The following is a 24878-nucleotide window of genomic DNA, read 5'->3' on the forward strand; positions in this document are numbered from 1 at the left end:
GCTGCTGTAAGACGTCTGGGGTGGGGCGGGGCGGCTCGACCGGGTGATTCTTAACTGATCGCAAAAGTGGCGTTATGAGGTGTAAAACTGCACCCCAGAACGCTATTTTGACTAGCACTTAATTTTGTAGCCTGTTTCACTTCGCCTCTTGACGGTAGGCTGGAACGATACGAAAAGTTTCGACTCGACGAGACGCCCCGCAAACTGAACACGGCAAACGAGGTACCCATGTCCGATCCGTTTCCCACCACCCATTCCCCGGCGACCGTCGCTCTCATTCTCGCCGGCGGGAAAGGTAGCAGACTATCTCCGCTGACGGACGCGCGGTCCAAACCCTCAGTGCCTTTTGGCGGGGGGTTACCAAATCATTGACGTGGTGCTCTCCAACTTGGCTCATTCACGAATTCGCGACGTATGGATAGCTGAACAGTATCGCCCGTTTACCCTCAATAAGCATCTCGCCGGTGGCCGACCCTGGGATTTAGACGGCACCCGCCACGGCTTGCAAATTCTTTCGCCTGCCGAAGGCCGCGCAGCGGATGGTTTCGCAGAAGGAAACGGGCACGCGCTCTACCAACAGGTTCCGATCCTCCAATCATTTAGGGCAGATACCGTGGTGGTTCTCAGCGCAGACCATCTCTACCAGATGGACTTCCGGCTTGCCCTGGAACAGCACGAACGGCTGGGTTCAGACCTCACCATTATCACGACTGAAACGGATGAAGATTCATCACGTTTCGGCGTCGTGCAAACAGGAAAGAATCAGAAAGTTACCGGCTACGATTACAAACCCGAGAATCCTCAGGGCAACCTGGTTGCCACTGAAATCTTTATCTTCAAGGTAGAGGCGCTCAGCAAAGCAGTGGACCATCTGGTAAAAGAACTCGACGAATATGAAGACCACGATGAACCTAAGGGCGCCTCTCTAGGGGATTACGGCGAGACGATTCTGCCCTACTTTGTGAAAAACAAGAAAGTACACGAGTTCCGTCATACCGGCTACTGGCGAGATATCGGGACCATTGATGCCTACTACAAAGCACATATGGAATTGCTGGAGGGCAAGGGTTTGAATCTAGACGACTCCGGCTGGGCAGTTATTACCCACCATGAGCCCCCCTTGCGCCGGCTCGCTTTTACCAGGATTCCCATGTGAGCCATTCAATGATTGCCCACGGCTGCCATATTCACGGAGATGTCAGCGGGAGCATCATCGGTCCCGGAGTGACCATTGAGGCGGACGCGAAAGTTTCTCGCTCTATTCTGCTCGGTGACCTCACAGTGCCCGCCGGCGCCGTTCTCGAATCCGTGATTGCAGATGTATTTGCAGAGATTCCCGTTGGCCAAACGGGCAAAACAAAGCCTGGCCCGGGAAATATCACCGTTTTGGTGCCCTCTCAACGCGGGGCAGACGTCAACGGACAAGACCAGACACTCGGTGAATAAGTGGGAGAAACGTTAGACGCCAGAAATTTTTCCAGCGCCCGCCCTTCAAGTTTTATACCTGAACATTTACCGGTTTTTGTGTACGGAACTCTGCGTGTGGGAGGTTCCAACCATTTTTTGCTAGCTGGCAAAGATGAGCGGCAGGAACCGGCCACCCTGGAAGGCGCCGTGCTCGTCGATAACGGTCGATTCCCCTATTTACTTGATTCGCCAGAAGTCCTCGGTACCTTGGACGACGTCGGGGCGGTGCGTGGCGCGCTCGTTCATGTTGATGGCACAGATTGGGAACGGGTTTCTGCCGTTTTGGACGAGTTAGAAGGTTGTTCGACTGAACACCTCGTAGATGATCGAAACCTTTACAACCGCCTTCAGCGCGAAGTCACTACTGCCTCAGGCAAGCGCGAACTGGCATGGGTATATATCCCGCCGGTCGCGCATCAAGCTGAATTAGCAGAACTATATCCGATGATTAAATCGGGAGATTGGATGGACCGTGCCTGAAAACATTAGCCTTGAGTCTCTCGAAGAGGGTCACTACAGCTTCCCCGGTCCACTGCGAGATAAGTTGGTAGCCGCCATCCTAAGCGGGGAGAAAACCGGCACCTCGTCCCTGGTTCAGCAATATGAAATGGACGGTGATCCTTTACCAGCGGTAGGAGACCGAGAAGCGATTCTTGATTCCGACGGCAACCGAGTCTGCGCTACCGAGAATACGGAAGTCACCGTCGTCCCCTTTGGAGATATCACCCTTCAACAAGCGCTGGACGAAGGCGAAGGATTCGAGAGTATTTCCGATTGGCAGACGGCGCACCGCCAGTTCTGGGAATCGGAACAGTTCCGCGCATCAATGGGCGAAGACTACCGGGGCATCACCGCTGACACCCCCGTAGTCTACGTACGCTTCAAAGTCATCGCCCGAGCCTAAGACTCGCTCCCCCGCTGTACCGGGCTCGCTTGAACAGTTGCTCTTTAGAATTAGCCCTTGTGTGTGATCGATACGTTCTTGCCCATCAGACACCAAGCGATATGATGAGTGCGCCCGTTTAGATTTATGCGCCAAGGAGTGAGCCGTTGCAAGATTGGGATCCCAGCCTACTGTTTCGGATTGTCGACGTCGCGGCAGTTGTTGCCAACGGGCTCTTGGGCGGTGCAGTTGCCCGCGCTTTTCGCTTTGATGTTGTCGGTTTTATTCTTTTAGCCGCGCTCTCTGGCATGGGCGGCGGTTTGATTCGCGATACTCTGCTGGGTATTGGGTTTCCCGTTGCTCTCACCGATTCTGCGTATTGGGCAGGTGTGATTATTGCTTCTGCGCTGGCTTATTTCTTGGATTTGGGGTCACAGTGGGCATCGCGCGTTCTGGTGATTGTGGACTTTCTAGGAATGGGATGCTGGGCAGCCACCGGAACCATCAAGGCGTTGGGCGCTGGTTTAGACTGGATTCCTGCTATTGCCTTGGGCGTGACGACGGCGGTGGGCGGCGGCGTCCTGCGCGATATTATGGTGAACCGTATTCCTTCTATCTTGGGCGGTAACTCGCTGTATGCCACGGTCGCTTTAGTGGGGGCTACGGAAACCGCTCTTTTGACCGAGGTTTTCCGCCGCCCTAACGTAGCAATGGCGGTTTCGATTGTTTCGTGCTTGGCAATTGGTTTGATTGCTCGTCGTAAGAATTGGAAACTCCCCGCACCCGTTAATTTGAAGGTGCCGCGACCGCAGCTCAAGTTCATTTCTCGTCGGACCGCTGTGGTGTTTGATGAGAATGAGGGATGGACGCCCGGCCAGCCTCTGACGGAGAATTTGCAGATTCTTACACCGGAGGAAATCCGAAAGTATCGCAAACGAGACAGGTTTAAAAATATTTCTAAATTTAGAAAGCGCTAGCCACACGTCAAATATGTATAAAAATACCCTCGAAGTATCATTTACGATACTTCGAGGGTATTTTATTTCTTGATCGGGTTCGCAATCTAATCAAGAGGACTGAATCCCCCAGTGGAGGTTCACTTTGCTAATAATGGCAGAACTAGTGCGTTCGCGTATCTTCAACTGTACCAGCGTTATGAGCCTATTTTTCGCTTAATTTAGCCGGAGGAAAGCACTCCGAGATGATGAAAAAGTGCCTCCCCCTCCTGACATGCCCCGACGGCTAAAACCCGTTGCCGAAAACCTCTTTTGTGTTTCCAGCCACTATAATTGCAATAAACAACAAGGGGAATGAGTCTAAAACTCATTCCCCTTGTCAGAGCATTTTATTCATTTTTTAGTAAATATATGCATTCTTAGATTTTATAGGTCACCACGTTGCTCAACGCCAAACCACCACCGACGTCGTTACCGTGGTAGCGACCGAAGTGTACGTGAGGCCCACGGTAAGTAGCATCAGCCACAGGCTGTGAGCGAGTTCCGCCTGCTTCAAAAGTGATAGTGCCGGGGCGAACAATCAACTTGCAAGTAATATTCTGGTCTGCCACAATTTTCGTCTTGGGGACCACGGTTGCCAAAGGCGTGAGCGTAGCACTACCGGCATCGACGCGCAGCAACTGCACAAGGTCGCCCTGGCGGTAAACACCCTTCTCATCAACCACAGAAGCGTGCGGGCGCACTGCCAAAATGTAGCCGCCGCCGTTGGGGTTGGTGGTATCAAACTTTCCACCAATATCAAACGGCGAGTCATCAGCGCGACCAAATGCCATATATCCGTACTGCCAGTCAGTGTTAGGCAGACGACCTTCCCACTTCAAGTCAAAGTACATCACCCAGTTACCACCGGAGGTTTCCACGCGGTGAGAAATGGGGCCCAAGAGCATAGACTCGTCGTAAATCTCGCGATGGATCAGCGAGTTATTTTCCCACACTGGCATGTTACTGACGTCCTGCTGACCTGCCGGGAGCATACCGTCCAAACGGCGCGCCTGATCCAAGAACAAATCGGGGCTAGTTCCGCCACCTGAAAGCCAGTAGGGGTTAGGGGACATAAAGCCGCGCACGCCGAGAGTGGCGAAATAATCTCGTACAGACCGGCGGTGCACTTCCCAGACAATAACGGGCTTACCCAGTGCAACAATGCTGGTAATCTTCCAGTCGCTCATGGAAGTTGCAGCGCGACCGGTAACAGTCTCAAAGAAAGGCACACCCGCGAGGTCCACATAGGGTGACTTCACCAAAGTGGTGATGTTCGCCAGTGAATCCCCAGCATCAAAGTAGCACCAGGTGCGGAAGCCCGCATTTTTGGCGATTTTTACAAAGCCAGCTTCGGGGTCAAATCCACCTGCACCGTTGCGGTACATCTTGATAACAACCTGATTCTTCAGGCCACGAGCCTCCAGCACCTGGAGAAGCTGTGCCTGAGCGCCGGCGTCTTTTGCCTCGACGAAAAGTATTGCATTCGCGCCCACCGAATTGAAAGCTCCGCCAGCGGGGGTTACGGCAATAACGTCCAACGCTTCTGCAAGAGTATTGATATTGCGCAGAGGCGTACCCGAACCAAGAAAGGGGCGCATATCCACCATTGCCTGTTTCAAATCAGCAAGGTAGGACGACGATACATACCCTTCAGACAGGGTGGTTGTGCGGCGCAGTGCGTTATCGTGCATGCACACGAGCTCGCCATCTAGCGTGGTGCGTACAGAAATCTCGACGGCGCGCGCGCCACGAATAATCGCCTGCTGGTAAGCGTAAGCGGTGTGCTCGGGATTTACGTCACCGGCACCACGGTGTGCAATAACGAATTGGGGCTGAGCAAGAAATTGGTCAACCAATGTTGCAGAAACGGGCTCAGCAGCCTGCGCTGTTGTTGTTCCACCGGCAAGCGACGCTGCACCCAGTACAGCTCCTGCACCGGTAAGTTGCAGAGCATTTCGGCGGTTTAAAACGCCAAATGCGTTCTCGTGTTGAGAAATAGACATAAATCCCCTAGATCAGTTCTAAATAATTTTTTACGTCCTATGTTTCCCCCGTAGGACATTGGGATTACACACTAGTCATTTCTCAGGGTTATACAACTACGGGTACTTTTGTCGGTTTACTCCAAAGTGATGCAATTTTTTCCCCACAAGGGGAAATACTATTTATTCTTTCGTTTTTGGGGGACAAACCGTGATACACATCTATGCTCAACCTCACTTTTCGACACTCCAGAAAAACCTGAGAATTTGTTCTATCTCCGCATGCCAAACTCTTATTTTACCGCCGAAATAACCTTCTCCATGAGAAAGTGCTTGATTCGCAAAGTTTTCCTATCCACAAGCAGAGCCCGGGAATCGTGAGAAAAATTTTCTAAAAAATTTTTTGGTCCCCATCATGACCCAACAAATGATATTCGGAATGTCGAATAAAATAGGGGTGGCTTACATTTTCAACGCCACAGCAACCCCTTACCCAAGTCAGCCACAATTTTTTTTAAAAAATATTTTCTCCGTAAAGTGCCTTGAAGGGTCAAATTCCACGACACCTCCCCCACAGACTGATGCATAAATACGCCAGAATCCCCCGTCTAAGCCCATCGGATGAGGGTACTCATACTTATAGGTCATAGCGGCTGTTGAATAACTTTCTGTATAGTTTTAGAAGTCAGCCCGCAAGGGTGAGACACCCAGCAATGGGATCGAACGGTGAAAGCCGAGAGAACAGACTAGCCAAAGGTTCGCACCCAAGAGGCAACAGCAGATTGAATGCTGAGACAGTCTTTATGTACAGCGATTTTTCGGGGAAAGAATCGCACTCTTGTAGCTCACACGTTCGAATACCAGCGCAGTTAGTATCTTGGGGAAGATAAAACTAGCTGCTCTGAAGTATGCAAGGCTCGCATCTTTCGGGGGAGAGATGCGAGCCTTTTACTTTAACTTTGCCTTTTCTCCCATAGACTAAGAATGTGCACATCTAGGATGTAACGTACTTATAGGGATAGCTTCATCACTTACTCACGTAAATATTTGATAAGAAGCCACTCCAAAAGGTAGATTAATTTCAAATTTAAAAACATAGTATTGCTGGTTGCCCTACCATAAATTACTTTACGGTCGCCTATAGACTTACCTAAGCTCGGCATCTAATCCTGTGTACACGAGTAAAACTGGCAGCATGTTGGAAAGCAGCCGCCGGAGCTAATTATGAGGGGATCCAGATGATTATCGACGAAGTCAAAAAGCTCTACGCCAATACTCCCGCCAAAATGCCGGCGTACCGGCGTATCCAGTTGATGATTACCTCGCAGCTTGAATCCGGAGATCTCAAGGCGGGCGATCCCATCCCTTCAGAAAATGAGTTCGTCAACGCTCTGGGAATTTCTCGTATGACCGTCAACCGGGCCATGCGTGAGCTCAGTAACGAAGGTCTGCTCAAACGCACCCGCGGTATTGGCACGTTCGTCGCCGAAGAAAAATTTCCCGGTGACTTCATAAGCGTCCACAATATCGCCGATGAGATTAAACAGCGCGGGCATTCCCATTCTCAAAAGCTCCTCAAACTAGAGAAAATTACTAAGGAAGATGACCATGAATTCTGGGATTCAGGGCAGATTCCGCCGGAAATGGGAGAGACCGCTTTCCATTCGGTGATTGTGCACTTCGATGACGGCGTACCTTTTCAAATTGAAGAACGCTTCGTCAACGACCGCATCGCGCCTCGTTACCTGGAACAAAATTTCGAGAACCTCCCCCCCGCTTCCTACCTCAATTCCCTCATATCAGTCACTCATGGCATTCACAAGATTGATGCTATTCTTCCTAACAAGGATCAGCACGAGATACTAAAAATTGACTCGACTGAGCCCTGTCTTCGTATTGAACGTTTTTCTTATTCTGAAGAAGAACTTGTCTCCGCTGCGTGCCTGTTACACCCCGGATTTCGCATTGTGTTGGAGGGCGAGTTCGGAAAGTAGCCATGCCAGTTCCCGAGCTCATTGCAGAACGCTTTACGCTACGCCCTTTGCGCGAAGCTGATATTCCAGAGCTCACTTCCGCCTGCCAAGATTCCGAAATTTTACGCTGGTGCATGGGTGTTCCCCTGAATTATTCCGAAGAAACCGCAAGAAACTACATCGAATTCAGTCACGACGCTGCCGATAATGGCAATGAGCTCATCTGGGGAATCGATCTTTCGGGTACTTTTGCTGGTATCGTCAGCCTCTACAACCTGACTGACACCTCAGCGGAGATAGGTTTTTGGCTTGCGCCTGTACTACGGGGTCAGGGTTTGCTCACCGATGCCGCGCGCGTCGTCTTAGGTTTTGCTTTTGACCCGCTGGGTATGGGGCTCGACGAAGTGACCTGGACAGCGATTGCCGGCAACGCCGCTTCCGAGCGGGTTGCTATCAAGCTTGGGTTTAGTGACATCCGGTGTGAAGAAAAGGGCACTCAGGGTCGCCCCACCGAAAACGGCACAGACACCCGTTTGGACGCCCGCACGGCGACCATGACGCGCAAACAGTTCTCGCATATCGGTTTAGATTAGGATATTCCCAGCTCTTTCTCAGTGGTTTTAGGTAAAGTTCCAGGTATTTAGCTCTTTTGGCTATACAACTTGAACCATCAATTTGAACCCATATTTATCTGCGCTGTTATTTTATCTACACTGCAGCAGCCATGCGGGAAAGGAAACAATGTTCGATTCGATTATCAACTGGATTATCCACCTCATGGAGATTCTAGGAGCCCCCGGCGTGGGTGTAGCAGTTTTCTTGGAGAACGTGTTTCCGCCAATCCCTTCCGAGGTTGTTCTTCCGCTTGCAGGTTTTACGGCATCCCAAGGCAATATGAATCTCATCGCGGCGTTCCTGTGGGCTACAGCAGGATCAGTAGTCGGTGCGTACCTTCTTTACTGGTTAGGCGCAGTCATTGGTGCTAACCGTCTCCGCCGCATTGCGGATTGGATGTGGCTAGTGGAGGTAGAGGACGTTGATAAGTCCCTGCACTGGTTCGATAAATACGGCAAACTTTCCATTCTTTTTGGTCGTCTCATTCCCGGTGTGCGCTCCCTGATTTCAATTCCTGCGGGCATTGACCGCATGAACGTCCTGTCCTTCGGGCTCTTTACTTTGTTGGGTTCTGCCGTATGGAACGCGCTCCTCATCTACCTGGGCTTTATTCTGGGTGAGAATTGGAGCCAGGTCGCCGATGTGATCGGACAGTTCTCCACCGTTATCAAAATCGTTATTGCCGCCCTAATCATTTGGGTAATTATTAAGCTAATCCGTCGCCAAAAGAAGCGCCAGAAACAAAGCCACTCTCAGCGCTAAGTTAGGTAGGCTAAGTTTTACCTAACGTTTCAGCTTGTGCTGACTTTTTGAATTGATAAAACATGACCACATTTTCTCGCCGTCACCTCTTTCTAGGGTCTGCAGCAACCTCTCTGGCGCTTGCGCTCTCTGCTTGTTCTTCAGATTCTCACCTCCAAGAAAGTGCCCAGAACCTTGCTTCTGCGCTGACTAATCTGGACATTTCAGGAATCCAGTTTGCCAACCGGGATGCTGCCCAGGCACAGAAGTCGCTGGAACATGCGTCTTACAATATGACCGGGGCAGAACCCACCGTGTCCGTGGCTGAAGTCAATCAAGGGGGCGACTCTCCCAGAGCCAAGCTCCACTGGGCATGGAAGATTCCCGGTTCTCCTCAGCCCTGGGAATACGATTCCTCGGTTACCTTTACCGCTGAAGGCGAGAATATGACCCCGCAGTGGTCGCCCACCGTCATCCACCCCGATGTGGAGGAATCCGCAGGGTTGCTTCTCGAATCAAAATCCGCCTCCCGAGGTGAGATTCTAGGGCAGGACGACGCCGCGATTGTCACCTCTCGCCCCGTGGTGCAGGTAGGCATCGACAAGACTAAAGTCTCTGGAAATGAAGCACAGCAGAAATCTGCACGAGCCCTGGCGGAACTCGTAGATATTGACGCAGATGCTTTTGCGAAACAGGTAAAAAATGCTGGCGAAAGCCAGTTTGTTGAGGCTATCGTATTACGCCAAGAGGCTTTCAATAAGATTAATCAAAGCGACATCGAGAAAATTGAGGGGTTTTTCAGCACAGAAAGTACCCGCTCGCTGGCACCCAGCGCCGATTTTGCCCCGGATATTCTGGGCACGGTGAGCCCTGCGACATCCGACGACATCGAAAAATCTGAAGGAAAGCTTGTTTCAGGGCAGATGATCGGTCACGGCGGTCTGTCCGAACGGTTTGATGAGCATTTGCGAGGCACCGATGGCTACTCAATCTACAGCGTTCAAATCAAAGATGATGGTTCTGTAGATCCAGAACAATTCATTAATCGAGATAACCCTCTCCACCAGGTGGATGTCTCTAACGGCAAGAACCTCAACATCACCCTCGATTCTGCAGCGCAATCTCAAGCGGTAAAGATTCTTGAAGATCAAGATTCCCCCAGCGCTATTGTGGCTATGAGGGTATCCACCGGTGAAATCCTGGTTGCTGCCAACGGTAAGGCTTCTGAGGGGTTCTCTACCGCTCTAATGTCCCAGTACGCTCCCGGATCTACCTTCAAGATTCCTACCTCACTCAGCCTGCTTCGCAAGGGCATGAAGACCGACTCCATTGTCAACTGTTCGGAATCGGTTACCGTAGACGGTCAAACCTTCAAGAACGCTTCCACCTACCCCGCAGATGCTCTGGGCGAGCAAACTCTGGCTGTAGCGGTGGCGCAGTCGAGCAATACCGCTTTTATCAACGAACGCGATAAGGTGACGCAGGCAGATTTGCACGACGCCGCCGCTGCTTTAGGCATCGGTATAGAAGCTGACCTCGGCGTACCGGCATTCTTTGGCACGGTGCCCACCGATGCCAGCGAAGTAGAGCACGCCGCATCCATGATTGGTCAGGGAAAAATCTTGGTTTCACCGATTGCCATGGCAATCGTGGCAGCCAGCGCGTATAAAGGCGAAGTGGTCAAACCTGTTCTGGTGAAAGAGCAGCAGTTAGGCGAAACAAAAGTTTCTAACACCTCACTCACCCAAGACGAATCTAAACAACTCAAAACCCTGATGCGCGGCGTCGTTGCCGAAGGCGGACTACAAAACCTCAAAGAACTCACTCCCGATACCGCCGTGGGTAAAACGGGAACTGCCGAATACGGCAACGACAACCCGCCTAAAACCCACTCCTGGGTCATGGCAGTTCACGAAGATATTGCTGTGGCTCTTGTGGTGGAGGATGGCAATTTGGGTTCTATCACCGGCGCTCCCCTAGCCCTGGAGATGTTCCAGGAATTCAAGAACTAGGCACTAAAGCTTATTCATAAAGTAGAGAGGACGCTCGGAACAGCATGAGGCAAGCTGGCTGGGTCTGGCGTGAATCGCTTCAATGAGCGCTAGCGAATCCAAGCGAGAGGGTTTGCTTGCCGATGGCTGTTCCGAGCGTCCGGCTCCATTACTTTATGAATAAGCGATACTACTCGCTAGCTACTGAAGCTGCGGCGTCCGTCGAGATGCCGCCCTCTTTTTCGAGGATTTTCTCCGCACGGTCAATACGAACCTGAGGAATAGGCATGGTTGAAGTATCCAAATTTTCGTTTTCCAACTGAGTTTCAACCAATTCGGCTGCTTCTTCTTCGGTTTCAACCGCAGGCATAGAACCCAGCAAGTTACGGCCAGCGGTCTCCTTGAGGAAGAACATGCCTACCAAACCAACCGCGCAGGCAATCATAATGTAGTAAGCACCTGCGTACTCTGTATTCCACCAAGATTCCAGAACGGTAACAACCGAACCTGTCGTCGATCCTAGAAGAGCCACAGCGATGTTGAACATAACGCCCATTGCAGTGTAACGACTAGCGGTGGGGAACAACGAGGGCAAAGTGGAGGGCTGAATCGCAGCCTGGAACATGAGCAAAATACCCATGAGCATCAAACCCAGGAAGGTTGCGACTGCGGTTCCACGCATCATGAGCCAGAAAGACGGCACGGCCAGAAGAATACCTAAAATAGCACCGGTAATCATCACAGGCTTACGTCCAGTCTTATCTGAAATCCAACCAAAAACTGGAAGAGCAAACGCAACGATGAGCAAAACGGGAATGAGCAAAGCATTACCGTGAAGAGTGTCGTAACCCAGCGAATCAGTGAGGTAAGTGGGCATGAAGGTGGTCAGTGCATAACCAATCACCTGAGCGCACATCACTAGAGCTGAACCAATAAGAAGCTGAGGCCAAAAACCCTTGAAGATGCTCTTGAAAGAGTCCCATACGGAACGACCTTCGTCATTATTATCGCTATCCATTTCAGCTTCAAAAGCTGCTGACTCGTTGATGTGCGAGCGCATGTACATACCGATAAGGCCAAGAGGCAGCGCAACCCAGAAACAGATACGCCAGCCGAACGCGAGCATCTGTTCGGGAGTAAGCATGAGTTCAATAACGGTAGCTAACGCTGCCGCAGTAGCGAAACCAATGTAGGAACCCATATCCAAGAAGGATGCCCAAAAGCCGCGCTTACGGTCTGGAGCGTACTCGGCGATAAAGGTTGCAGCACCAGCATATTCGCCGCCGGTAGAGAAGCCCTGCACGAATTTCAGCAGAATAAGCGTTATGGGCGCTGCCATGCCCCAGGTGCTATAACCGGGAATGCAGCCAATCAAGAAGGTGCCAAAAGACATCATGATGATAGTGAAAGCTAGGATTTTCTTTCGCCCTAGCTTATCGCCGAGGGGGCCAAGAACAAGGCCGCCGATGGGGCGCACGATGAAAGTTGCAGCAAGCGCGCCGAAGAAAGCGAGCTTGGCCCAGGGATCGCCAAAGGGAAAGAAAACTGCGGTGATAGAGGCAGAGAGATAGGCATACACACCGACGTCAAACCATTCCATGAAATTTCCCAGAATGGTTGCTCGGAGAGCCTTTTTCATCTCTTGCGAGTCGACAACATGAATGTCGTCCTCTTTCAACAGAGGAAAGTTGTTGTGGATTTGCTCAGCAGTAGCCATAAGTAAACTTTCTTTTTGCGTGACTTACAAACGATAACGCAGACAACTGGTAGAAACTCAGTGTTTATAGGGGTTGAGTGTAGTTTTAGTGAGCCATATCAAGGACTTAAGAGATTTATATCACTTAAAATTTGGATATTTTCCCAGATTGCTCCTCCGCTTCTCTGAACTCTTACCCAGGGTCTACTGCTAAAAGATGCGTTAAAAACAAAAGACGCCACCTTGCGGTGGCGCCTTGAACCTGACCTAAGAGGCACTACTTACGACATCAAAGATGTTGAGGAACTGCCGGATGCGCGGCTGATCAGAAGCGAAGAAATCGCCGGCTGGACCGTCAAAAGCCACTCTTCCCTCATCCAAGAAAATAATCTTGTTGGCGACTTTCTGAGCAAACGCCATATTATGAGTCACCACGACCAGCGACCGGTTCTCCCGCGCCAAATCAATGAGCACTCGGATAACCTCTGCCTCAAGCTCTGGATCCAACGCAGAAGTCGGCTCGTCAAACAACAGATAATCGGGGCTCACTGCCAATGCCCGTGCGATAGCTACGCGTTGTTGCTGACCACCGGAGAGCAAATCAGGGTAAGAATCAATGCGGTGCTCCAAACCCACCTTCACCAGCAAGTCCCTCGCAAGCTGCTGGGACTCGCTCTTGGACATCTTCCCGTTCAAAGTAGGTGCCAAAGCCACATTCTGCAACGCCGTGTAATGAGGAAACAGGTTGAACTGCTGAAACACCATTGCCGAATGCTGACGCATGGTACGCACCTGAGCATCTGACAGCTTCCCGCCAAACTGCAAACGGTCGCCCTCAATCGTCAGAGTACCCTGCTCGGGAGTTTCTAACAGATTGAGACAACGCAACAGAGTAGATTTGCCCGAGCCAGACGGACCCAAGATGACCGTCGTCTCGCCGTCGTTCAACTGAAGATTAATATCCTTCAGAATGTGCTGGTTGCCGAAGCTTTTGGAAAGGCCTTCAACGCTAAGCATGAACACTCCTCATGTATTGATTGCTTCGTTTTTCCAGGTAGCTCTGAAGAATCGAAAGCACAGTGAAAATCACCAGGTAGACGGCGGCAACCTCTGCATACATCGCCAAAGGCTCGAAAGTTCGGGCAGCAATCTGCTTGCCCGCCTGGAAGAGGTCAATGAGCGAAATAGTGGAAACCAACGAGGTGCCTTTGACCAAGTCAATCAAATCATTACCCAAAGGAGGTAGCGCAATACGCACTGCCTGAGGTACCACCACGTGGCGCAACGTCTGCAACTTGGTGAAGTTCAATGTCTGTGCAGCCTCAAACTGCCCTCGAGGAATCGAGGCAACCGCAGCACGGAAAGTCTCAGCCACATACGCACCGGTATTGAGCGAAAGCGCGACAATCGCCGCCGTCCAACCATCGAGAGTGATTCCTAGCTTAGGCAACCCGTAAAAAATCAAGAACAACTGCACCAGCAGCGGCGTTCCACGGAACAGCCACACATAGATATTCGAAACCCATTGAAGAGGTTTGAACCTACTCGAACGCAACCCCTGCGCCACAATGCCAATCACAATCGAAAGAATAAAAGCAATGATTGAGAGTGGAATAGTGATTTTCAGAGTTGCCATCAGAAGTTGCGGCAACGACTCAGCCCACAGGCTAAGATAACGATCCATCTTTTCGAAAAACCTATCTAGCTTTATGCCTTAGGAGTGAGGTCAAAGCCAACATACTTGGTGTAGATAGCCTTCAAATCACCGTTATCTATATGCTTCTTCAACGAATCATCAATGGCCTGCTTCAGCGATTCTGCGCCCTTAGGCATCAAGATAGCAGCCTCAGATGCCTCACCCAGTTCACCTTCGAGAAGGCGAATCTTAGCGTCGGGGTGCTCCTGTTTGTAAGCCTGGAAGGTCACAGCGTCGTTACCGCAGCAATCTACACGGCCCGAGAGAACCTGCTCGATTGCCTCATCAAAACCCGTAACGGTCACGATGGTTGCACCGTTCTCTTCCAGCAGGGTACGGAAGTTCGAGGTTTCAGAAGCAGCGGCAGTCTTACCGTTGATATCAGATACCTTCTTTAGATCGGACGAATCCAGTACGCCCACCTTGCCTTCAGAAGCTACATAAGTTATCGAGAAATCGTACTTCTGCTTGCGCTCATCCGTGGGCGCCACGTTGTTAATGACGATGTCGTAGCGATCAGCATCCACACCGGCAATCAGCGAATCCCACTGAGTTTCAATATATTCTGCTTCTACGCCCAGGTCCTTAGCAATGAAATCGCCAATTTCCTTCTCCATGCCCACGAGCTTGCCCGAGTCGTCATGGAAACCCCACGGCTTGAAGGTGCCCTCCATGCCGATGCGAATCTTGCCGGCGTCTTTAATTTTCTGCAGCTTATCAGCGTTGTCCTGGGATGAAGAGGACGACGACGAGCACGCAGCGAGGAAACCTGCCAAGCTAACAGCGCCGGTGAGCGCGATAGCGGATCGACGGGTGATAGAGGTGTTATTCATGGTGATGTCTTTCTTCCAAAAAGTAGCTAGGTCTATATCTTACGGTTAGGCGGCGTCTAGAGCGGTCGTGATGTCTTTTTCCAAGTCAGCAATATCTTCGATACCTACGGCAACACGGATAAGACCCTTTTCAACAGCAAATTCTTCCAGGTGCTCTGGAGTATAAGCGCCCTGAGTCATGGTGGCAGGCAGGCAAATCAGGGATTCGATGCCGCCCAGGCTCACGGCAAACCCGAAAACCTTGAGCGAGTCCAAGAATGCTTTGATGTTTTTGCCTTCTTTGAGTGTGAAGGAGAAGAGTGCGCCAATACCTTTTGCCTGGCGTGCCTGAATTTCGGCGTCGCTCTCATTGTAAGAGCCAGCGAAAAGTACCTTTTCTACGGAAGGGTGGTTCTGCACTACTTCAATGATGCGTCGAGCATTTTCTTGCTGGCGATCCATACGCAAAGCGAGAGTCTTGATGTCTTGTAGCAAGCGGTAGGAATCAATTGGTGAGAGCACTCCACCGGAGATAAGCTGCGCCTTCCATAACTGCTCTGCCAGCTCAGGGTTATTGGTGGATGCCACACCGCCCAGAAGATCCCCGTGGCCCGCCAGGTACTTCGTAGCGGACTGAACCGTAATATCTGCACCGAGTTCTAGAGGGCGCTGCAGGTAGGGAGTGAGAAAAGTATTATCTACAACGACGATGGCACCGTTCCGGTGGGCAATTTCGGAAATCTTAGCAATATCCGAGACCTTCAACGTGGGGTTAGCCGGGGTTTCCAAGAAGACCATGGTGGTCTTTTCGTCAAAGTCATCATCAGAAAGAGTAGAAAAATCTCCGATAAACTTTGCGCTTGCCCCACGCTTGGGCAGTTCGATGGTGGCGAAACGGTAATTACCACCGTAATTGGGCATGCCCAAAAGGATGTTCTCCCCTGCCTGGACAAGACCCATAGCTGCTTGGGTGGCAGCCATACCTGTGGCATAGACAAATGAGTGCTCTGCGCCCTCAATGTTCGCTAGGGTCTTCTCCACCTGAGTACGAGTGGGGTTACCTCCACGCTGGTATTCGAATTCTCCCTCGGTGCCGTCGGTCGGCTGGGTGAAAGTCGAGGCAAGGTAGATGGGAGGAACAATAGCGTTCTTCTCTACGTCTTCAATAGAGTGAATTGCAGTGGTGGTAAATCCTGACACTGATGTTTGCTCGCTTTCGAGTGGAGAAAATATCTTTAGAAAACGAGACTATACCCTGCTTTCTGTTTTGGACCCTCTTTTAATTGCTGATAGCGGTACGAGCGAGATTTCAGTAATGAAACGTCATAAACCTCTCTAAAAATACATTACATGTAAAGCAATTAAAGATATTTCCGCCACAGTGAAACTACTTTCTGACGGGGCGACGTCCCCCGCAGATGCAAAAATGGTAAACCAACCTTAGCGAGACACTAGAAAGTACACCGTTGCGGCAAAAATGCAACCTTAAACATGTATTTTTACCGCAACGGTGTACTTTTGTTGGAACCGCTTCACAGCGCCTCAATTTCGCTCCTACAAGATCTAGAGCAAACAAAAAGGGCGCCACCGGTTGGTGACGCCCTCGCCCGCTATACGGGAAGAAATCTATTTAGCCGTTGTATACGCTAGGTGAGATGAAGATGGGGGCTGAGCCAGTAGGCAGGTTCACGGAGAATACCGAGGTGCCCATGCCGTTCCAGCCGCCGTGTACTGCCTGGCCGTTACCGATATACAGTGCAACGTGCGAGGAGCCGAAACCGTTGGACTGGTAGTAAATGATGTCGCCAGGCTGTGCCTGAGACTGGCTCACGATGGTGCCGAGGCTCTGGTAATCTGCGGGCCAGCCGTGGAAGTTTACTCCAATAGCTGCCAATGAGTTAGATACCAATGCGGTGCAGTCAGTCTGAGCGTTTACAGATGCAGCCTGCTTTGCAGCGGCAACAACAGCATTACGCTTGGCGCTGTTGGTTGCAACGCTCAAAGTAGGAGCGCTGTTCTGCTGAGACTTGTGAGCTGCAGGCTTGGACTGGGTAGCAGCTTTGGCAACGGGTGCTACAGGCACTGCAGTGTTTGCTGAGGGTGTTGCAGATGCCGAAGTGCTAGGAGCAGCGGGTGCTGCCTGCTCGGTTGCTACCGACGTAGCAGTCTCAGCTGACTGAGGTGTAGCAGATGCGCTGCTTGCAGGTGCAGGAGCTGATTTTTCAGCCTGAGGAGCCTGAGTAGACTCAACGGTTGCTCCTGCAGTTGAAAGCTTCTGAGCTTCTGCCTTTTCTGCTTTCTGAGCAGTTTCAGCGGCAGCCTTTTCAGCAGCCTGGCGGTCAGCTTCAGCCTTTTCGGCTGCAGCAATTTTGGCTTCTGCCGCATGCTGTTCTGCAGCTGCCTTCTTCGCAGCAGCTTCTGCCTTGAGATCAACAGAAGGAACAACAACCTTGGGAGCACCCAAGGTTGAGATGAGAGAATTCTGAGACAGTTCGAATGCTGCAAGAGTTGCTTCACTCTGAGGAGCGACGGTAGGAGCGCTCTCTGATGAGTTTGCGGTTGCTACGGTTGCTGAGGTCAGGACGACGCCGGAGATAAGTACACCTGCTACGCCAACTGAGAATGAACGCACTGTGAGCCTTTCGAAATGTGTATGAAACAAGCCAGGTTACCCCGGCGATGCTCACCAGTAATTTGGGGAGTTGCTGGTGGCACGCTGGTTAGCTTATAACAATTTGGTAACAAAATATATAGATTCGTTATAAACAGACAGCGCAAAACAGCCCACAAACATGGTTCACAGGAACATTCGCCGTCGTTAAAGCGACATGACCTACTTCACTATTTCCGCATCCAGTCAGGCGTTTACCCTAATAACCTCAGAGAAATTTTTAAGCAAGTTTACTTACCGTATTTTTCGGTTTTCGGGTTCTCGCTACGCCACATTCCGGCAAAAAATTTTTTGAACTGGGCAGAATATCGCGTGTCATAAAGTAACGATTTACAGCAAAGCCGCATGCTCAATCTTGACGCAACTGTCCATCATCACGTTGAGCCCGGCGTCCTCAGCTAGCCGTGCGGCGTCCTCATTCCACAGGCCCAGTTGAATCCAGACTGTGCGAGCGCCCACCTCTATAGCTTCTTGCACCACCCCAGGGAGGTCTTCAGAGCGGCGAAAAATATCTACCATGTCTGGCGCCTGAGGTAGGTCAGCCAGCGAGGCATAGACCGTTTGCCCCAGAACCTCTTTACCTTCTGCGGCAAGCAGGGGATTAACAAAGTAAAGGGTGTAGGAAGAAGACTCTTGTAGATAGGACGCGACCCCATAGGACGGGCGAGCGGGTTTGTCGCTCATGCCCACAATGGCGATAGTGCGGGTAGTGCGCAAAATGTCCTGACGCTGTAGGGCGGTGGGCTCCACCCAGGTACGTTCTTCAGTCACGAAAAGTTCCTACTCCCTAAATATTCAGAGACTTATTCATAAGGTAGTCGCAGATATCCGCCCGGCCAGCACAGCGTGGGGCAAGCTGGCCGGGTCTAGCGTGAATCGCCCCTCTGAGCGCTAGCGAAGCGGGCGAGAGGGATCGCTTGCCGAAGCTGTGTTGGGCGGAAGGTACAACTCCTACCTGATGAATAAACCTCCTACTTCCACAGTCTGTTTCTTGTATGAATCACTGAGGGGCGAATCTGCGACCACTCTGGGCAGGGTAAACGTACCGCTTTAGGACAACCTGCCAGCGCAGTAATAATAGATTCGCAACGGCGGTTGAATTCCATCACGTTACATTTTTCGACCACTTGGCCCGGGAAATGGCGGTGCATCTTAGACACAGAATCAGAGGATTCTTGGAGACCGTGTCCGGTGTGCCCTGGCACGTGTTTAACGATGACGCGTCGTTCACGAATAGCCTCGGTCAGCTCGGTCATTTCTTCTACAACTTGGAGGTTCTGCGCACCTTCTTCTACCCAGTGTTCAAATGACCAGCGGTTATGCGCTAAACGGAGCACGAACGTCAAAGCACCTAAAGAATCGGTATGGATGATGAGCCGCCGTCCGCCGTGGTAGAAAATGTGGAATGCCGCCAACATGGCAGAGAGTTCGCCGGTCATAATGTTGGTGGCGTCATAGTGGGCGTGAAAGTAGAAGCCGTCTTCGCTCACACCGCCAATACCCATGCGCCCGCCGCGAGCAAACTTTTTATTGTTCGTCGAGCGGTAAGAGCAATCGGTGAATACTCGGTATTCGGTGAGCTTCTCTACCGGGCGCAAAGCCACCTCGGCTTCCATGCGCTGATGGGCTAGTCGGGATGCTTCTTCAATATAGTGCGGAAGAAGATCACCGGCGGGAGTTCCCACTAGTTTCACATGTTGCTCCCCAAGGGAATGTGACTCATAAGGGTTTAATACCTTATCGATGGAGCGGTACTCCATGATGTCTTTCAATGAACCAAACTGGCGGAACAATAATTTGAGATCGTGCCTATCCGCAGCCACGGTAATCAAATTCTGCTTATATTCCTGAGGAATAAGTTCCCAGGCCCGCAAGATTGCACGCCCCAGCATCGCCACGTGAACGTCATCGCACGATTCTAAAAGAGAATGCGCACAGGACTCCGTAATCGGCTGAGTCTCAATCACTTCACGATCGCCGTTTTCACGGGATATGAAAATCATGGCTGACAGTCCGGCGTAACACTTACCTTTTGCTTTCACCGACTCCATCATGACTGCAACCACTGCCACACCGATATCTACGAAACCGGCAGGATAGCTTGACGTGTAGTCGGGAGCCTCCCACGTGAGAGTAGTGCGTTTAATTTGTGCTGGTGTAATACTCATTGTTCTTCCACCTCCTTTTCTCTGTGTAATTGTTTATCCTTAAAAACTATTGAAACTATCTTCAGCTCTTCGAACTGATAGCGCGCGAAGATATTCACGCAAGTGCGGAATGGCGAAAGTGACCTTGCCGTAGGATGCAGAACGAATAACCTGCGACTCCAACAGTCGATTGCGGTACACCCCCGCGTACTGCGGGTTTTTGCCCAAACGAGCGGAAATATCGCTCATTTTAGAGGGGCTCTCATCCTGCGCCATTGCCTCCAAGAAGGCTCGATCCCCTGCTGAGAGTTTAGACAACAGCGGTTCGAGGACGGACGCGCCCAGCTTCTCTTGGGCAGAAGCGATACCGCTGACGACTTCAGCTTCTGAGAGCTCTCCTTGCGCCTGCTGACGTAACGCTTCCGCTACCAGGTACACCATGTAGGGGTGTCCCTTAGTAGCAAGGCATGCGCGAGAGAGCAAAGATTCGCTGAGCGAATCGTGGCGGATAGCCGGGCATGATTCCAGAGCTTGCCGCAAAACGCTTTCCGTTTGCTCGCGCGTCAAAGCACACACGTCAAAGCGCAGGGGCGAGCCAAGGGGCAACATAACCGACGATTCCAGTATCTCTCGCATCTCCGCCGTCCTACCGGCCATCAGAAGTTGTACCGGTAAGCCCTTTTTCTGGGCGTGGACCAGTGCCTCCACAAGATTTTCTAGGCGAGGTAGGCAAGAGCGGTCTACTGCATCCAAGGTCAAGAGTAACCCCGTGCCCTTTAAGCGCAGGACCTCCGCGAGAGATTCCACCTGTGCTGCGAGGGACTCCTTCCCGAAGGATTCCTGTCCCTGCCCTTGATCCGTCAGCGATTCGTGCAACGCAGGAAGATAAGTGCCCCGCATGCGATCGCTGAGACCTTTCAACGGAATATCTGAAACAACACGCCACCCAGCATTGCGGGCAACACCTTCACACGCTTTCAGCAAAGTGGTCTTTCCAATACCTGCTGAACCAGAAATAACCGTGAAGTTGCTGGAGTTAGTTTCGTGGAGAAGCGACGTAAACGCGGCAAGCTGGGATTCCCTGCCCACCAAGCTGGCGGCGAGAGAACCCTGCTCCTGTTGAGTTTGTTGCGCGTTCGTCATCGCTCTCCTTAAAAAACCTTTATATCTTTTATATCTTTTATATCTTGGGGGTTCAAGGTTAGACGACATTCTTCCCCTCTCAGAGGATTACCACCTGCCCCACAAACACGCCACTGACCACCCTTTGATACATCTCTCGCCCTTTGATATATTTCTCGCTCTGCTAAACCCTCCAGTGATAGCGTGAACTCGATATATTTTCTAACCATCAAGGAGCACCGTGATAGGCGTATTTGCGCGAGCAACCGTCAAGCCTGGGCACAGTGGGCCGTTCGAGGAACTCTCTCGAAAACTCCACCAAAAATCCCTCTCTGAAGACGGCGTCATCAGCTACAACTTTGGCCCTATGAAGGGTGAAGGCTCGGAGAACGAATTCGCATTCTTAGAACGCTGGGAATCCATCGAAGCACTCGAAGCACACATGGAAACCGAGCATTATAAAGAGGCCGACGAAACCTGCCAGGAACATCTGGCAGAACCTATGCAAATCAGCATTTTTGAGATTTAGGAGTCACTCATGATCGGCGTTATTGCTAAAGCCTCCGTCAACTCTGAAGCCGTTGAAGCGTTCGAAAAATCCGCGCAGCAACTAGTCGACACAACCCGCGCGCAGGATGCCGGGTGCCTTAGCTACGACTTCGGCGCCGTCGTCGAAGAAGGGAGCGAAGGCGAGTACGCCTTTTTAGAGCGCTGGGAAAGTCAAGAAGCACTCGATGCACACTCCAACTCAGTTCATTTCAAAGAAGCAATGAGTGAGTGGGAGAAGTACCTCTCTGAGCCTCTTGAGGTACGCACCTACGAATTCTAGGTAGAGCTTATCGGTTCGACGACGAGCCACCGACGTTGAAAACACACGGTCTTCCCGCTGACACAGCTTTTTAACTGTGGTTGTGGGAAGACCGTGTGTTCTTAGTTTCTATGTTGGGCTATCGGGCTACTTATGAATGAGTAATATAGAGCCAGGATAAACGCCGCCGTGGGACGTCCAGTCATCTGCCACCAAGGTCGCGGTGCAGGAGTTTCGCCCTCCGCGCGGAATATGCGTGTGAGACCGTAGATACAAACCGCAACCACGGTTACATAAATAAATTCGGAGACATCTTCTGACCCATCAGGGAACAGAGTAGAGAGAAGCATATTCAGGATGAGTCCCCCGATAAACCACCCCGCCAGAATGACTCCGCATTTCGCATAAGGATCGTAGATTCGCATGGTTCTCCTCTAGATATTCCCCGGACTCAGACCATAAGTTACTTCTATCTAGTCAGTTGCAAGACGCGCGTAGACTGCCATATCGCGCAGTTCTCCCCGCAGGTTTTCGCCTGCTCGTGCGACACCCTCAAAAGTGCATCCGGCCGATTCAGCAACATGGCGCGATGCCGGGTTAGCCACAGCAGCTTTGACCTCAACTCGATGGACACCCTGATCAAAGGCGTATTGCATTGCCAGCTTCAAAGCGCGCGTCTGCAACCCTTTACCGCGAGCCCACGGGGAAGTGTTATACCCCACCGACACCGCAGGGATATCCTCGTCAATCAGGCGAAGCTCAATAGAACCGCAATAGCGACCGTCCAACTCCTCACCCGTTATTGCCCAGCGCGTGAGGTCTTCTGGCTTTTGGGCGTAGCTTTCTGCCATGTCGCGAGTGTACTCCAGCGGAACCTGCGTGAACTGGCGCATGCGGGAGTCGGTAGAGCTGGCAAAAATATCGTCTACATCCTCAGCGCGAAAAGGGCGCAGAGTGACAACGCCGTCGGTCAGCTCGGCAACGGGCAGCGGCCAGAAAAGTTCTTCAGCCATAAGGGTTCTCCTAGCGATACTCTTCGGGCAGCACTCGCACGCCGCCTTTGTCCGCCGAAGATGCCATCATCGCGTACGCCTTCAGCGCTTTCGAGACTTCACGTTCCCGGGGCTTAGTGGGCTTCCACGGCAGCGGACCCTTGGCTTCACGGCGGGACTGCAACTCTTCATCGGATACATTGACGCGCAGGATTCGATGGGTTACATCGATCTCGATTTCGTCACCGGTCTGCACCAGCCCAATGGCACCGCCAGATGCCGCCTCGGGGGAAATGTGCCCAATCGAGATACCCGAGGTTCCGCCCGAAAAACGCCCATCGGTAATCAGTGCGCAGGTTTTACCAAGACCCAGACCTTTTAGGTACGAAGTGGGGTAGAGCATCTCCTGCATGCCCGGACCCCCCTTGGGACCTTCGTACTGGATGACGACGACGTCGCCCTCTTTCACATTCTTCGACAGAATCTCGAATACGGCTTCATCCTGAGACTCCACCACAAATGCCTTGCCCTTGAAGTGGAACAGCTCAGGGTCAATACCAGCAGATTTGATGATTGCTCCATCTTCAGCAATGTTTCCTCGCAAAACCGCCAGACCGCCATCGGCAGTGTAGGCGTGCTCAACAGAGCGGATGCAACCGTTTTCGGCGTCCTTCTCTAATGACTCGTATTTATTGGCGGTGGAGAACGCCTGGGTGGTACGCACCCCGCCGGGCGCTGCTAAGAAGAGTTCTTGCGCTTCTGCACTGGGGTTTTCTGAACGAATGTCCCAGGTATTCAACCATTCTTCGAGCGAATTTGAGTGCACTGAATGGACGTTCTTATTCAGCAAACCGGCGCGGTCCAACTCGCCAAGCAGCGCAGGGATACCGCCTGCGCGGTGGACGTGCTCAATGTGGTATTTGGTGGAGTTGGGAGCGACCTTAGCAAGGCAAGGAACGCGGCGGGAAACAGCATCAATATCTTCCAGCGTAAAGTCGCACTCCGCTTCGTTAGCAATTGCCAGAATATGCAAAACGGTATTGGTGGAACCACCCATGGCAACGTCTAAAGCCATTGCGTTTTCGAAGGCTTCTTTAGTGGCGATGGATCGGGGCAACACCGAATCGTCGTCATTCTTGTAATAACGGTTTGCCAGCTCAACAATGGTACGACCAGCATTTTCGAAGAGGGCTTTACGAGCAATCTGAGTTGCCAGCGTGGTTCCGTTACCCGGCAGAGCTAAACCAATGGCTTCATTGAGGCAGTTCATGGAATTAGCCGTAAACATGCCAGAACAGGATCCGCAGGTGGGGCAAGCATTCTTCTCAATTTGAGCTAGCTGGGCATCAGAGACCGATTCATCCACAGCCATTGCCATAGCATCCACCAGATCCAGGCGGTGCTCAACGACACCCTCAATACCTTCACCAGATTCCATAGGTCCGCCGGATACGAAGATAGTAGGAATGTTCAATCGCATAGCCGCCAGCAACATACCGGGGGTAATTTTGTCGCAGTTAGAGATACACACCAGAGCATCAGCCCGGTGAGCGTTGACCATATACTCCACTGAATCTGCAATGAGGTCACGAGAAGGCAGGGAATAGAGCATTCCATCATGCCCCATTGCGATGCCATCATCGACCGCAATCGTATTGAATTCCTTAGCTACACCGCCGGCGTCTGCAATCGCCTGACTCACCAGCTGACCCATATCTTTCAAGTGGACATGGCCGGGCACAAATTGAGTGAACGAGTTAGCCACAGCGATAATCGGCTTACCAAAATCGTCGTCCCCCATACCTGTGGCCCGCCACAGCGCACGAGCTCCTGCCATATTTCGACCGTGAGTAGATGTGCGTGAACGCAGTTCAGGCATGAGTTCCTCCTAGTAGGCGACTTTTCAAGTCAGTTTACGCTTTTGTGCCGAGCGTCCCCATATTCAGGTGAGCGGTTCCACGATATGAACAGATTTCCACACTGTCTCACCCTTTTTCTAATTCCTAGAATGTAAATAGACGACGCTCGGGCAGCGCCCGAGCGTCGTCTATTTAGTCTCTAAAGAATCAGAAAAGATTTACTTTTCAGTGTGATTCTGACGGACGCTGCCGCCCTTATTGTCCTTATAGGCAGCAGCTGCAGGACGATCAGCAATGATAGGGCTAATACCTGTGTAACCCTGGCGTTCAGCCGCAATAGCAAGAACGTCCTTACGCACGACGAACCATCCAATCACCAGCAAAGGAATCACGATAATGAGTGAGCCCAAAGTAAAAGTACCTAC

At 51.6% G+C, this 24878-nt stretch carries 25 protein-coding genes and 1 pseudogene; 12 read left to right on the forward strand and 14 right to left on the reverse strand.

Annotation, left to right across the window (positions count from 1 at the left end):
* Positions 1-228 precede the first annotated feature (228 nt).
* From A7E48_RS11505 to A7E48_RS09140, 6 genes are all read left to right on the forward strand, one after another.
* On the forward strand, positions 229-372 hold the full coding sequence (locus A7E48_RS11505) for a sugar phosphate nucleotidyltransferase (RefSeq protein WP_255376928.1): 144 nt from the start codon (positions 229-231) through the stop codon (positions 370-372).
* Positions 373-388: 16 nt separating this feature from the next.
* Positions 389-1156, forward strand: a complete 768-nt coding sequence (locus A7E48_RS09125) for a sugar phosphate nucleotidyltransferase (RefSeq protein WP_255376929.1) — start codon at positions 389-391, stop codon at positions 1154-1156.
* Complete coding sequence (locus A7E48_RS11420) at positions 1153-1446, forward strand: hypothetical protein (RefSeq protein ID WP_233126051.1); 294 nt, start codon at positions 1153-1155, stop codon at positions 1444-1446. Before A7E48_RS09125 ends, A7E48_RS11420 begins: the two co-directional genes overlap by 4 nt.
* A 78-nt stretch (positions 1447-1524) precedes the next feature.
* Positions 1525-1947: a gamma-glutamylcyclotransferase family protein gene (locus A7E48_RS09130; protein WP_255376930.1), complete on the forward strand. Its 423-nt coding sequence runs from the start codon at positions 1525-1527 to the stop codon at positions 1945-1947.
* On the forward strand, positions 1940-2371 hold the full coding sequence (locus A7E48_RS09135) for an ASCH domain-containing protein (RefSeq protein WP_198924141.1): 432 nt from the start codon (positions 1940-1942) through the stop codon (positions 2369-2371). Before A7E48_RS09130 ends, A7E48_RS09135 begins: the two co-directional genes overlap by 8 nt.
* A gap of 146 nt (positions 2372-2517) precedes the next feature.
* Positions 2518-3327, forward strand: coding sequence for a trimeric intracellular cation channel family protein (locus A7E48_RS09140; RefSeq protein ID WP_068172571.1), 810 nt, complete (start codon positions 2518-2520; stop codon positions 3325-3327).
* A 398-nt stretch (positions 3328-3725) separates the two neighbouring features.
* Here A7E48_RS09140 and A7E48_RS09145 read toward each other — a convergent pair whose 3' ends face one another.
* Complete coding sequence (locus A7E48_RS09145) at positions 3726-5351, reverse strand: glycerophosphodiester phosphodiesterase (RefSeq protein WP_068172573.1); 1626 nt, start codon at positions 5349-5351, stop codon at positions 3726-3728.
* A 1217-nt stretch (positions 5352-6568) separates the two neighbouring features.
* Between A7E48_RS09145 and A7E48_RS09150 the strand changes: the two genes are divergently transcribed.
* The 4 genes from A7E48_RS09150 to A7E48_RS09165 all read left to right on the forward strand — a co-directional run bounded on the left by A7E48_RS09150 (position 6569) and on the right by A7E48_RS09165 (position 10671).
* Positions 6569-7324, forward strand: a complete 756-nt coding sequence (locus A7E48_RS09150; protein WP_068172576.1) for a UTRA domain-containing protein — start codon at positions 6569-6571, stop codon at positions 7322-7324.
* 2 nt (positions 7325-7326) lie between these two features.
* A complete protein-coding gene (locus A7E48_RS09155) occupies positions 7327-7896 on the forward strand; it encodes a GNAT family N-acetyltransferase (protein ID WP_068172578.1) in 570 nt (189 codons plus the stop codon).
* A gap of 148 nt (positions 7897-8044) precedes the next feature.
* Positions 8045-8680, forward strand: a complete 636-nt coding sequence (locus A7E48_RS09160) for a DedA family protein (protein ID WP_068172582.1) — start codon at positions 8045-8047, stop codon at positions 8678-8680.
* A 62-nt stretch (positions 8681-8742) separates the two neighbouring features.
* On the forward strand, positions 8743-10671 hold the full coding sequence (locus A7E48_RS09165) for a penicillin-binding transpeptidase domain-containing protein (RefSeq protein ID WP_068172586.1): 1929 nt from the start codon (positions 8743-8745) through the stop codon (positions 10669-10671).
* Positions 10672-10840: 169 nt separating this feature from the next.
* Here the strand turns inward: A7E48_RS09165 and A7E48_RS09170 are convergent, their stop codons facing one another.
* The 9 genes from A7E48_RS09170 to A7E48_RS09210 all read right to left on the reverse strand — a co-directional run bounded on the left by A7E48_RS09170 (position 10841) and on the right by A7E48_RS09210 (position 20815).
* The gene (locus A7E48_RS09170; protein WP_068172588.1) at positions 10841-12367 is read right to left on the reverse strand and encodes an MFS transporter; all 1527 of its coding nucleotides are present in this window, start codon (positions 12365-12367) and stop codon (positions 10841-10843) included.
* A gap of 246 nt (positions 12368-12613) precedes the next feature.
* A complete protein-coding gene (locus A7E48_RS09175) occupies positions 12614-13363 on the reverse strand; it encodes an amino acid ABC transporter ATP-binding protein (protein ID WP_068172591.1) in 750 nt (249 codons plus the stop codon).
* Complete coding sequence (locus tag A7E48_RS09180) at positions 13356-14030, reverse strand: amino acid ABC transporter permease (RefSeq protein WP_068172594.1); 675 nt, start codon at positions 14028-14030, stop codon at positions 13356-13358. The genes A7E48_RS09175 and A7E48_RS09180 overlap by 8 nt, the downstream gene beginning before the upstream one ends.
* 23 nt (positions 14031-14053) lie before the next feature.
* Positions 14054-14875, reverse strand: a complete 822-nt coding sequence (locus A7E48_RS09185; RefSeq protein ID WP_068172596.1) for a transporter substrate-binding domain-containing protein — start codon at positions 14873-14875, stop codon at positions 14054-14056.
* A gap of 45 nt (positions 14876-14920) precedes the next feature.
* Positions 14921-16054, reverse strand: a complete 1134-nt coding sequence (locus A7E48_RS09190; RefSeq protein WP_068172600.1) for a PLP-dependent aspartate aminotransferase family protein — start codon at positions 16052-16054, stop codon at positions 14921-14923.
* Between the two features lie 430 nt (positions 16055-16484).
* Positions 16485-17486, reverse strand: coding sequence for an NlpC/P60 family protein (locus tag A7E48_RS09195; protein ID WP_068172603.1), 1002 nt, complete (start codon positions 17484-17486; stop codon positions 16485-16487).
* A gap of 369 nt (positions 17487-17855) precedes the next feature.
* Positions 17856-18296 (reverse strand): CoA-binding protein, encoded by a 441-nt coding sequence (locus A7E48_RS09200; RefSeq protein ID WP_083147343.1) that lies wholly within the window; start codon positions 18294-18296, stop codon positions 17856-17858.
* A gap of 200 nt (positions 18297-18496) precedes the next feature.
* Positions 18497-19693, reverse strand: a complete 1197-nt coding sequence (locus A7E48_RS09205; RefSeq protein WP_068172605.1) for an RNase H family protein — start codon at positions 19691-19693, stop codon at positions 18497-18499.
* 39 nt (positions 19694-19732) lie between these two features.
* Entirely contained in the window at positions 19733-20815 is a 1083-nt protein-coding gene (locus A7E48_RS09210; RefSeq protein ID WP_068172608.1) for an ATP-binding protein, read from the reverse strand.
* 220 nt (positions 20816-21035) lie between these two features.
* Between A7E48_RS09210 and A7E48_RS09215 the strand changes: the two genes are divergently transcribed.
* A complete protein-coding gene (locus A7E48_RS09215) occupies positions 21036-21323 on the forward strand; it encodes a putative quinol monooxygenase (RefSeq protein ID WP_068172611.1) in 288 nt (95 codons plus the stop codon).
* 9 nt (positions 21324-21332) lie between these two features.
* Complete coding sequence (locus A7E48_RS09220; RefSeq protein WP_068172614.1) at positions 21333-21623, forward strand: putative quinol monooxygenase; 291 nt, start codon at positions 21333-21335, stop codon at positions 21621-21623.
* Between the two features lie 101 nt (positions 21624-21724).
* Here A7E48_RS09220 and A7E48_RS09225 read toward each other — a convergent pair whose 3' ends face one another.
* The 4 genes and pseudogenes from A7E48_RS09225 to A7E48_RS09240 all read right to left on the reverse strand — a co-directional run.
* Positions 21725-22027 (reverse strand): hypothetical protein, encoded by a 303-nt coding sequence (locus A7E48_RS09225; RefSeq protein WP_068172617.1) that lies wholly within the window; start codon positions 22025-22027, stop codon positions 21725-21727.
* A 48-nt stretch (positions 22028-22075) separates the two neighbouring features.
* On the reverse strand, positions 22076-22615 hold the full coding sequence (locus A7E48_RS09230; RefSeq protein WP_068172620.1) for a GNAT family N-acetyltransferase: 540 nt from the start codon (positions 22613-22615) through the stop codon (positions 22076-22078).
* A gap of 10 nt (positions 22616-22625) precedes the next feature.
* Positions 22626-24473: a dihydroxy-acid dehydratase gene (ilvD, locus tag A7E48_RS09235; protein ID WP_068172624.1), complete on the reverse strand. Its 1848-nt coding sequence runs from the start codon at positions 24471-24473 to the stop codon at positions 22626-22628.
* A gap of 198 nt (positions 24474-24671) precedes the next feature.
* Positions 24672-24878, reverse strand: a pseudogene (locus tag A7E48_RS09240) (L-asparagine permease); the annotation flags it as partial.

Source organism: Rothia sp. ND6WE1A, from assembly GCF_001683935.1.
Classification (GTDB): domain Bacteria; phylum Actinomycetota; class Actinomycetes; order Actinomycetales; family Micrococcaceae; genus Rothia; species Rothia amarae.